Below are 11,244 nucleotides of genomic sequence, written 5' to 3' on the forward strand. Positions count from 1 at the left end.
CGCGGGCTCGTACCAGAGCGTGACGCGGGCGTCGGCCCCGTCCGCCGCGGATCCCGTGAACACCCACCGGTTCGCGCTCGTCACCGGGTGCGTGGGCCAGGGGATCGAGTCGACGGAGGCGAGCGTCAGTCCGGCCGAGCGGATCCCGTCGAGAAGCACGGTGACGACCAGGCGTTCGTAGAGGCGCGGGGTGTCGAGCGCCTCCAAGACGAAGTCCTCCTTCACCTCGGTCGCGACCGCAGGCTTGGCGTTGCCGCCCAATCCCGACTTGAACCACGCGCGCATCAGGTGCCAGACCTCCCGGTAGGGACCGATCCGCTCGAAGACGGGGGTGGGGAAGGGCATGCGGGGGAGCGCCCGCGCGTGGAAGGGGAAGGCCCCGGCCAGCGCGGCGCGGATGCGTCCCGCGCGGCGGACTTCAAAGCCGAGCCGGATGGCGTCGACAACGGTGAAGTGCGTCTGCGGTTCGTGCGCGGCGAAGGCTTCCAGCAAAGCAGTCCCCGCGACGTAGCGGCCGTGTTCGGTTTGGGTGAAGTGCCGGCGGCGGGCGGGGCGCTGAGCCGCGCCCGGCTGAGGAGGCTGCGTGTCCGGCGTCGTCACGCCGCCCACCGCACCGCCCGCTCCTCCGACCGGCCCCACCTTCCCGGAAGCGATCTGAAAGGCTTCGGCGAGCTTCTGCTCGACCGACATCAGGAACCCCACGACCGCCCGGTTTTCCGGGATGTCGCGGTCTTCCATCGCGCCGTCGATCAGGGTCCGCTTCGGGAGAAACGCGCGCGCACCGATCCGCACGCCCGTATCGACGGCGCTCTCCATCAATTCATCCGGGTGCGTCGCGATGTAGGCGGCGGTGGCGGCGGTGAAGCTTCGCATCTGCTCCGCAGACCCCAAGGTCTGAGAGGACCTCGTCTTCGTCTTCGGGCTCATCCGGAACCACGGCAGCAGCCGCTCATAGGCGGCGAGAATCGTCTTCGCGGCTTCGAGCACCCCGTTGAATTCCCGTGCGGTCGACTCCCGCACGAGGGTCTTGGGGGCGGCGGGTGCGAACCACGTCAGAAAACCTTCCGCGACGCGGTCCGCCATGGCGAGGAAGCGCCGGGCGGTGTCGCCCTCGGGCTGGAGCACCATGACGGGGTCGCACCGAAGGACGTGGTGCGCCTTCTCCGCGGGCACGCGGAATTCCCACCCGAAGTGGAGCACCACGTCGATCTGCGTCAACCCGAACGCCCACGTGAAGGGCTTCGCCACGCCCTGGTCGTCCTTGGGATAGAGGAGAAGCGCGTCCCCGGGGAGGTCGCTTCGTCCCCGGTAGATTTCGACCTCGGCCGAGAATACGTCGCCGTTCACGCGGATTTCGGCGGCGGTCTTCTCCAAGGTCGGGTCCTGGAGTTCGGGGAAGGTGTCCCAGATGGCGCGCAAGGTTTCCGTCGGCACATAGACCGCGTAGTGGCGGTCGGAGAGAAGGGTTTTGGCGTTCGAGAGCACCGCGCGCGCCGAGAAGGACGCCTCGGCGGTGAGGCGCCCTTCGGGTTCGTCGTCGGCGGAAAAGCCTCCGGATAGCGCGTTCCCTTCGCCCGGGCGCTTCCTCCCGTCCGAGAGCCTCGCCCCGATCGTGATCAGGTCTTCGGTCTCGGCGTCGACGAGCTTGACGATGAAGGGCGAGGCGGGAGCGCCGCTCCCGTCCATCCCGCTCTTCACGTCGGTCACGCCCGCGCCGGCCGGTCCGGTTTCAAGAAAGGCGTCTGCCATGGCGGCTCACCTCCCGTCAGAACCAGCGGTAGCAGCCCATGGCTTCTTCGCCGCGGCGGAGGATGTCGAGCACGGCCGCTTCGGTCCTCACCATCCCGCGCGCCTGCGTGAAGTCCCGGAGGCGCTTCAGGGCGTCGCCCGCGTCGTCCCCGGCGGCGTTGACCTTGGGGATCAGGCGCTGCATCGCGGCGTAGTCGAGCGGCGTCGCGGTGTTCCCGAAGAGCGGGATCCCGGCGGCGACGTAGCCCAGCAAATCCTTCCTCGTACGGATCGAGGGCGCGATGCCGAGCCCGGCGAAAGCGGCTTCGAGCTCCGCGACGAGCGTCTTCACGCGCTCGTCCGCGGGCTTCGCGCCGAACGTGGCCGTCATGGCGCGCCAGGGGATCAAGGGGGCGTCCGCCAGATCCGTGGGCGAGACGATTTCGGTTTCAGGGAGCGTCACGATCGCGGCGCGGTCCAAAAGGCGCGGCGAAAGCGCCTCCGTCGTGAAGTCGTTGTTGATGGTCGCAAGGAACCGGAGGTGATCCGGAATCCTGCAGCGGGTGTCGCCGCCCAAGGAGAGGAACGCCAAATTCCCGCGCTCGTCCGAGACGTTCATGAAGTCCGCCCAGTAGTACTCCATGGGGGAGAGGTTCGCTTCGTCCAAGAGCATGAAGTAGGGCGCCGTCGCCATCCCGCGGCGGGCCTCGACGTCCATCATGCGCACGGCTTCGTAGCGCGCGGAGTCGGCGGACTCGAACCGCTTCGTCAAGGGGTTCCAATACCCGATGAAGTCGCGCTTGCTCGTCCACCCGCGCTCGACCGAGACCGGGAGGAAGCGCTCCGCCTTGACGAGCCCCAGGGCGTCCGCGATCAGCGTGCAGGCGGAGGTTTTGCCCGACCCCGGCGCCCCCGCGAAGATCGTGAGGAAGTGCTGGGTGACGGTGAGGTAGAGATTCAGCACGTCCTCGGCCGCATAGGGGCGGCGCACGGTGAGGGTGTCGATGAGGTGGTCGACGAGTTTCGCGCCCGTCAACGGGCTCATCTCGCGCTTCGCCATCTCGTCGGCTTTCGCCGCAAAGGCTTCCGCCTCTTCCTTGGCGTTCCACTCGGCCGCGGCCTCCGCGAACTTCGCGGCGACGGCGCCTTCAAAGGCGACGTCCTTGACGGCGCGGACCTGCGCGTGCAGGTACTCGCCGATCCGGTCGGCTTCTTCCGCGAAGACCGCCATGGCGTGCGACTTCTGGACTTCCAAGGTCTTGATGTCGGCTTCAAGCCCCGCGCGGATGGCGGCCAAGGGTTTGAGGATGTCGACGTTCTCGACGGCGCGCTTCGCGTCCTCGATCGTCTTTTCGGCGTCCGAAGCGGCCTTCCTGTGAAGGTCGGCCTCGGACTCGAGTTTCTTCAATTCGGAGCGCGCCCGGGTGAGTTCGCTTCGCGTCTCCACGAGCCGCTTTTCGGTGTCTTCCAGAAGCGTCGTGATCCGCTTGTGCCCGGTGAGGCCCGCCGCCACCTTCGGGGTGTCGACGAGGGCGGTGATGATTTCGTCCGCACGCTCCGGCGTCACGAGTCCGCCCGTGCGGCCGGTGTTGGCGACGTCGGCCACTTCCGCCAGCACGGAGACGAACATCGGGCGCAGGCGCTCCGCCATCTGCACGATGCCGGTGCGGGAACCCAGCCCCGCTTCAATGCGGGCGCGGCGGGAGGCCGCAAAGGCTTCGTTCGTGGTGAGGAGGTTCCAGCGGGCGTCGGCGTCGGGGTGCTCCTCCGCCTCGACGAGACCGGCGGACGCCTCCGCAAAGAGGAGGTTTTCGCTGATGCGATCGGCGGCGACGCGCTCCAGACCCGCGATCGATACCCAATGGACCGGCGCAAAGACCGGCATCTTGTCGTCGTCGACCCCGAAGAAGACCTTCGCCGCCTGAACGGGGAGGGTCTTGTTGCCGGAACGCCAGGCGCGGAGCACCCCGGTCCCGTAGACCGCGTCCTTCTGCGGGAGCGACACGTAGGGCTGCTTCTGGACGTTCTCGCGGATGGCGTAGGGCCCAAAGAGGAAACCGTCCGTCGCCCAGAGGACGTCGCCCCGGGCGGGGACCGCCGCGTCGGTGGCGACCACCGTCTTCAGGACGTCCGAATCGCCGGCCTCACCGTGGACGACCGGGTAGACCCCGTACTTTGCGGCAGGGAGCACGCGCTTTTCCTTCATCATGACGGAGACGTCCGCCGCGAAGCGGTAGTCGGCGTTTTCCGTCCGCTCGATCTCACCCTGAAGGAAGTCGAGGACGTAGAGCTCGCCGTGCGCTGGCTTCGCGCGGGTCCAGTTCCGGAGGTTCATCGCGCCGTGGAGCGGAAACTCGTGCCGGACGTCGTCCGCGGACCTCGGCTTGAAGGTCCCCTGGAGCCACTCGGCGACGGGGTAGAAGTTGATGAAGTTCTGCCAGATGCGGATGACGCCCAAGAGCCTGCGCCCGCGCGCCGGGACGTCCAAGGCGGGCGTCGGCACGTCGTTTTCGATCGGAAGCACCAACGGGTCGGTGGGCGGCGTCTCCAAGATCTGGAAGGGGGAGGCCGCGGGCTTCTTCTTCGAAGACTTCTTGGGCTTGGCGGGGGCTTCGGGAGCAACGTCGGCGACAGTTTCAGCGGCTTCAGCAGGTTCGTTGGCGACGGCTTCGGAAGCGGCTTCACCGGCGTCGGCAGACTCAACAGCTTCAGCCTTCACCTCGGCGGCTTCCGCCTCAGGCGTTTCGGCTTCGGCAACCGGTTCAGCGGCCTGCGCTTCCACGGCTTCTTCAGCCTCAACGGGTTCGGCAGGCTGAACAGGCTCCACCGGTTGCGCCGCCTTCTTCTTGGCGGCGGCCTTCGCGGCTTCCTTGGCGGCCTTGGCCGCTTCTTTGAGCGCCGCCTTCGCCGCGGCGGCTTCCTCCTCTTCCTTGACGAGGAGGCCGTCCTTCGTGGCGACGGTTTTGAGTTTGGGCGGATTGGGGACCTCGTCGCGCTTGACGTGCACCGTCCCGGCGGTGAGAAATTCCGGCCAGGCGTCGCGCACGGGTTCGCCCCCGGCGATCGCGCCAACGGCGGCGGAGAGCCTCGAGCGGCCGGTTTCGGGCTTGGAGGGCTTGGCAGCCTTAGTCGTCGAGGCGGGTTCCTTCGCCTGCTCGGCGAGCTTCGCCGCGGCGGCGGATTTGACCGCCTTGTCCGTCTTGTCCGTCTTCTCGGTCTTCTCCGTCTTGGCGGCCTTCACCGTCTTCTTCGCCGCTTCCTTCACGGGTTCGGGCTTGGAAACGGCCTTGGGGGACGGCGTCCCGGCGGCCGCATCTTCCGCGGCCGCGGCTTCCCGCGCCTTCTTCGCGTCCTCTTCGGCCTTCGCCTTCTGCGCGGCCGAGAGCGCGAGCCCCAGGGCCCGCGCGGTGCGCTTCTCGTCGGCGGCCTCGAGTTGTTTGGCCTTCCGTTCACGGGCCGCCGCGTCACGGAGCTGTGCGGGCGCGGCCACCTCCATCGCCTTGTAGACGGCTTCGATCGCGGCCGAGACGTCGTTCTGGGGCTGCGGGGTCGCGGTGATCGGCATGGGCTTCACGGCCGGGGCGGATTCGCCCCGGTCCCAGTGCGCGTAGAGGCCCTCGAAGGGGCCGTCGTCCGCCAACGCCGCCTCGGGGACGCCGTAGTAGAGGTCGTCGGGCCACTTGATCGAGCGGCACTCCTGCCCGATCGCGTCGAAGGGCTTGTCGAAGGTTTCGGTGAGCCACCCGGCAAAGGCCGTGAGGAAGGCGCGCGGGCCGAGCTTCTCCACCACCGGGCGGAGCATCTTCTCGCCCGCCGGGTTGGGCGTCCCCTTCTTGGGGGTGTTCTTCACGTAGACGCTCCAGAAGACGCGCTGGGTTTCCAGGGTCACGTAGCGGAGCGGCCCCTTCGCGTTCAATTCGTCCGCAATCAACCCGTAGAGCTGCGGGACGAGGTCCGTCTGCAGATCCGTCGGGACGATGGAGGGTGTGAGCACCGAGCTCAGCACGATGAGATAGTTGGGGTCCTCGACCGATTCGACCCGCTGGTTGATGGCGTTCCGCACCGCGGGAGAGGACTTCATGGCGTCCAGAAGCTTCTCCCGCGAGCGCGGCGAGAAGGCGGCCAAAAGGCGCCGGGCTTTGAGCACGGTGGGGTCGTCCGAGGAGAGAAGCTTCACGCCGGTGAGCGGCGTCACCATCTCCGCGACGCTCGCGGGCCGGGCGGAGCCGGTGATGAGGCGCGTCCAGAGGTTGGAGAGCGCCTCCACGTCGAGGTTCGCGGCTTCTTTGGCGAGCACGCTCGATTCCTTCAAAGCGGTCGCGCGGGAGGTGGGCGCCATCATGATGGCGGTGAGGGTGAGTTCAAGAAGCTTCGGTTTGCTCTCTTGGGAAAAGAACGCGTAGAGCGCGCGGAAGAGGACTTCGCGAAGATGCTCGTTGACGTTTCGCTTTTCCATCGTCTGGAAGAGCGCCGCCGCGGCCCTCATCTGAAACCAGTTCTGAAGCTCCCGTTGGTCGCCGGGGTCGTCCAGCATCCTCAAGAAATCCGTGATCTGCTCGCCCACGTTGTGGAAGGTGTTGAAGTCAGGGTCGATCAGGTCGACGCAGCGGCCCACGGTGTCGGTGACGCGCTTCAGGTCCTTCAAGGCGGCCTTCTGCACGGTCTCTTTCAACGTCATCCCTTTGGGCGGACGGCCCCTGCGGTCCAAAAGGCCCGCTTCGATGAAGAGCTTTTTCTGGCCCTTCGTCATCAACTTCAGAAGCAGTTCGTAGATGACCCGTTCGGTCGTGTCCTTCGTGAAGATGTACATGGTGTCCGCCTGCTTGCGTCAAATAAGGGTTGCAATGTCATCAATTGTACGAATCGGCCTGCGGGGGCGTACGGGGTCGGCCTCAAAAGCAAGGGAGAACCATCAAAATCGGAGAGTCCTGATCACGAATTGCGCATCTTCCGGAAGTCCGTAGGCGGAACGCCTGAGGCGGGCCGCCGCACCCGGGGCATAGACTCGAAAGACTCACCCATACCGGAGGAGCGCGCCATGGCGACCAAGAAGATGACATCGAAGAAGGCCGAGAAGGCTGAAAAAGCGGAGAAGGTCGAGAAGACCGTGAAGGCGGAAAAGAAGGCCAAGACGGCGGTGAAGGCGGCCGCCGCCCTGAAGAAGGTGAAGGCGGCGAAGTCGGCCAAGTCCGCCAAGCCCGCCAAGCCCGCCCCGCGGATCAGGCCTACGTCCCCGCGCCCGAAGTCGCGGCCATCCTCCCCGACCTCATCGCGCTCCGGCACGACCTCCATCAGCATCCCGAGCGCGGGTTCGACACCGCAGGCACCCGCATGCGCGTCGCCAAATGGCTTTCGGATCACGGCGTCACCGCGATCGAGAACGAAACGTTGGAGAGCGCACTCTTCGTGACGGTCGAAGGGATCCGCCCCGGCCCCACGAACGCGCTTCGCGCCGACATGGACGCGCTTCCGATGACGGACGCCTCGGGCGCGCCCTATGCGTCCCAAACCCCCGGGTGCGCGCACACCTGCGGGCATGACGGACACACGACGTGGTTGGCGGGCGCCTTGGCGGCGCTCCAAGCCGAGAACGATTTCCCCGGGCGCGTGCTCGGGATCTTCCAGCCGGCCGAAGAAATCGGCACCGGCGCGATGGCCGTGGTGAAGGCGGGGGCGCTCCGGAAGTACGACGTCCGCGAGATCTACGGCATGCACGCCGAACCGTCGGTCGACGCGGGGAAGATGGGGTTCAAGGTGGGGCCCATGCAGGCCGCCGCCGACTTCTTCTACGTGACCATCGAAGGGAAGGGCGGGCACGGGGCGCGCCCGCAGATGGCGGTCGACCCCATCCCCTGCGGGGCGGAATTGGTTGGGGCGCTCCAGACGGTCGTGACGCGCCGCATCGATCCGACGCAGCCGGTCGTGATTTCGGTCTGCAGCTTCGTGGCGGGCTCCACGCCTGCGTGCAACGTCATCCCCGCGACGGCGGAACTCTCCGGTACGGTCCGCACGTTCGACGCGGAAACGCGAAAGAAGGTCCGCGCCGAGATGGCGAAGACCGTGAAGGCCGTCGCGGAAGCCCACGGGTGCGTGGGGAGCCTCCGCATCGAAGACTTCGGGAATCCCGTCATCAACCACCCGGAGACGACGGCTTTCGCCCGCGCAGCCGCGGACGAACTCTACGGGGAGGGCACCGGCGTCGACTTCCCGCTCACGATGGGCGGCGAAGACTTCTCGGAATACCAGGCCGTGGTGCCGGGGACCATGATCCGCTTCGGCGTCCGGGACGCCAAACACCAGGCGTCTTTGCATCATCCGAAGTTCGACTTCAACGACCGGGTGCTCGGCGGCGCGGCGACGTTCCTCGCGGAAACGGTGAGGAAGCGCCTCGCGATGCTGGCGGATTGACGGCTTTTCTTGCGTGTTGAAAAAGGGAAAGGGGTCCGGTCGGGCCCCTTTCGTATTGGCGCGACACGCGGGTCAGCGCGGTCGTCGGTCGGCGTCGGGCAGGTTCTTCTGGAACTCGAGAACCTCCTCGATGAAGTCGGCGAAGGTGATGATCCTCCGCTGCAGAGACGCCGGATAGGTTTGCCGGTAGGGCTGCGGCACGACGAGCCGGACGCCGGCTGCGGTCATGTCTTCGAGCGAGGCTTCGGAGATCGAGCAGTCGAGCGTGAGGAGGTACTTGACGCGAATGTCCTCAATATCCGTGAAGACCTTGCGCCAGTCGTCCTTGAGCTCGGGTTTCGACGCGAGGAAGCGCTCGGCCGGATGGTCCGCTTCGGACATGGCGTCCGCGACGGAGAGGATGAAGCCGGCCGGTTGCGCGTCGTCCGCGTCACCCCGCTCGGTGTACGAGACGCCGCGCTCGGATAGGATGTGCGCGACGTGGTGGTGAAGCGCGCATCCCGAGCGCGTTTTGAGGCTCGAGAGCGTCGAAGACGTAGCCTCGAGGATGTCGTCGAACTGCCGGGCCGTCATCTTCTCGAGTTGAAGAGACCTCTCGCCCGCGAACTTCCGCCGAAGCGCCTGCCTGAGGAGCCGGGGCTCAAGAGCGGCGGAGAAGCGTTCCTCTTCCTCCTGCAGGGCGACGAGCGCCTCGTCTGGATGACCAAGAAGATCCACGTCCGCCCCGCACTGCTCCCGGACGAATCGGGAGAACTCGGGCGCGGAAGGGAAGTGGTCGGCGCTCGGGAACGCCTCATCGAGGATCGCCCCGCGGCGCTCGCACTCGCTCCCGTCATCGAGCGTCAGACCGAATTCGCGGGCGAGGATGGAGAGAAGCGGGAGGTCGAGTTTCTGGTTCGAGAGCTGAACGGGGCGCACCTCGCCCTCGGCCATCCCGTCCGTGCCGCAGGCGAAGACCCTTCGAACGAGTCCGGCCGCTTCGCTTCCCGACGGCGCCGCGATCACGAGGAGCTTCCCGACTTTGGTTTGGGCAAGAAGCAGCTGCGTGCCGCGGGCGAAACGTTCCGTGACGTCGTTCACCTCAAGGCGGAGGTGGCATTCGGGCGAGCCGTCGGCGGAGGCGGGCTGCGGGGCGCCGCACCAGAGGGCGCGGCCTTCCTCCCCGCAACGCTTCTTCGGATCGTCCTCGACCCAGACGTAGTGCGTGGGGGGTGGAGCGTTCGGGCTTGGGGTCGTCTCCCAAAGCCCCGCAGAATCCGCAGCGGAGGAGGTCGGTGACGTCGTGCGGATGGGTGTGAGCGGCGTCGGCCGCGCCCACGATCCGGATCGCGGCGGCCGAGAAGATGTTGGTCAATCGTTCGTACATGTGCGTTTCCCTGAAGTGTGGTTGATGGGGCGTAGGGAGGCGGCGCACGCTGGGTGGTCGCTTGGTCGTTCGAACGGATTCTACGACGAAATCGCTTTGCTTACACGGGGTAGTTTGTCCTGGGGTCGACCAGGGGACGGCGGTTCGGGAGTAATATTGCTCCATCAGCGCATGTTGTGGATGGTGGGAAGACACGAATGACGACGAAATCCGAAACGCCTGGAGTTGAAGTTCCGGAAACGCCCGAAGAACGCAAGGCTCGACTCGCACGCGAGAAAGATGAGAAAGCGCTCCGACAGACACGCGATGAGAAGCATCGGGCCGACGCGCCGACGCTGAAGAGGCTTCGGGAGGCAACGCGCGTTTTCTTCGACCTCCACTGGGACGCGGCTAAGATGGGCGGAGAGCCCCCGGAGTGGCAGGGTCCGGCTCTCGTCCAGAAAGGCCCGGTTCCCAACTACGACAAGCAGGGTTGCTATGCGTTCGTGTCGGAAGACGGCATCGTCACGTACGTCGGGTTGGGCGTCTCGAGAGGAGGCGGAATCTACCGCGCCCGCGGGATATCGGCGCGCCTCAACACCTACACAAGGTACGTCGACGGCGACTACCAGCCGGTCGATACGCGCCTCAAGGCGGCCTCCGGTCGGGCCTGCACGATCGGCTTCGAAATCAAGGACGCCTACCTCGCCTGCGCCCTGGAGGCGTACCTCATCCGGGAGCTCAAGCCGGTCTTCAACGCCAACCGCCCGGCGAGCTGAGACTCCCGGCGGGCCTCCCTGCCGAAGACCCCGGCACCCACAATCAGAACCTTCTTCGGAAGTCCCGACGTCACCGGCATCGGGGCTTTCATTTATCCGGAGGATGAGGGCTTCTTAGGGATGCATGAAACGCATGCCCAAGCATGAGAAATCACCATTGGATATGGTAGGTGCGCGGTTCTACGAATCATCACGTGAGACGACCGGAAGGTCCTCTCCTCCGACGGCATCCGCAACCCAAGACCCCAGCGCATGCCGACGGGCCCCCGCGGTTCGGCCTCAACCCCAAAGCACGAGATCCCGAGCCGAACCCAAGGCCGCCGGAGGACCTTCCGGATACTCCGGTCAAGAAACCCAAGAACCCAAAGCAACCCACACCAAAGTCCGAAACGGGAGCACCACCCATGAAGATCGACTACACCGGCAAAACCATCGTCGTCACCGGCACCGCACAGGGCATCGGCCGTCGCCGCCGCGTCCCTCGTCGAAACGTCCCGCACGTCCGGTCCTGAGGCTTCGGCTCCTGCCGAAACCTCACGCTCCAGCACAATCCTCACCGCCCGGACGCCCCGGCTCCTCTCTCCGGCCGCACGTCCGGACGGTGTTCTTAAGCTCCGGCGGGCGCGGCGCCTGATATGCTTCGCTCTGCCTCAATCTTCCTCAAAAGAGGAACGCCCGGAGGCCCAACCCCCGACGGACCGCGACCATGACACTCCACGCCGCCATCTCCCGCCGAACCCTCATCGCCGCCGCCACGCTCTGCGCGGCGGGCACCGCACTTCCCATCAGTTCCTTCGCCGCTCTTCCCCCGGGTCCCGCCGGTCAGGACGGCATCCGAACCTTGGAAAAGGAAGCCGGTGCCGAGATCGGCGTCTCCGTCCGGGACGAAGCCGGGAACGTCGTCCTCGAATGGAGGAGCCAGGAGCAGTTCGCTCTGAACAGCACCGTGAAGTCGCTCCTCGCCGCCCGCGTCGTCGAAGGCCA

At 66.5% G+C, this 11,244-nt stretch carries 6 protein-coding genes; 3 read left to right on the plus strand and 3 right to left on the minus strand.

Going from position 1 to position 11,244, the window contains the following annotated elements; all coding sequences use genetic code 11:
• Positions 1 to 1,749, minus strand: a 1,749-nt coding sequence (locus tag HMPREF9440_RS10000) for a hypothetical protein (protein ID WP_008543903.1), incomplete at its 3' end; no start/stop codon positions are given.
• Between the two features lie 16 nt (positions 1,750 to 1,765).
• Complete coding sequence (locus HMPREF9440_RS10855; protein ID WP_008543904.1) at positions 1,766 to 6,538, minus strand: hypothetical protein; 4,773 nt, start codon at positions 6,536 to 6,538, stop codon at positions 1,766 to 1,768.
• A 443-nt stretch (positions 6,539 to 6,981) separates the two neighbouring features.
• On the opposite strand from HMPREF9440_RS10855, the gene HMPREF9440_RS10015 reads away from it, so the two are divergent.
• Complete coding sequence (locus HMPREF9440_RS10015) at positions 6,982 to 8,136, plus strand: M20 metallopeptidase family protein (RefSeq protein ID WP_040765639.1); 1,155 nt, start codon at positions 6,982 to 6,984, stop codon at positions 8,134 to 8,136.
• Between the two features lie 72 nt (positions 8,137 to 8,208).
• Here HMPREF9440_RS10015 and HMPREF9440_RS10020 read toward each other — a convergent pair whose 3' ends face one another.
• Positions 8,209 to 9,216 carry a type II restriction endonuclease gene (locus HMPREF9440_RS10020; RefSeq protein ID WP_008543907.1) on the minus strand — a complete coding sequence of 336 codons (1,008 nt, stop codon included), beginning with the start codon at positions 9,214 to 9,216 and terminating at the stop codon, positions 8,209 to 8,211.
• Positions 9,217 to 9,897: 681 nt separating this feature from the next.
• Here HMPREF9440_RS10020 and HMPREF9440_RS10025 point away from each other — a divergent pair.
• Both HMPREF9440_RS10025 and HMPREF9440_RS10030 read left to right on the plus strand, forming a co-directional pair.
• Positions 9,898 to 10,260 (plus strand): GIY-YIG nuclease family protein, encoded by a 363-nt coding sequence (locus HMPREF9440_RS10025; RefSeq protein WP_245523611.1) that lies wholly within the window; start codon positions 9,898 to 9,900, stop codon positions 10,258 to 10,260.
• 706 nt (positions 10,261 to 10,966) lie between these two features.
• Positions 10,967 to 11,244, plus strand: a 278-nt coding sequence (locus HMPREF9440_RS10030; RefSeq protein WP_040765640.1) for a serine hydrolase, incomplete at its 3' end; no start/stop codon positions are given.

The organism is Sutterella parvirubra YIT 11816 (assembly GCF_000250875.1).
Lineage (GTDB): Bacteria > Pseudomonadota > Gammaproteobacteria > Burkholderiales > Burkholderiaceae_F > Sutterella > Sutterella parvirubra.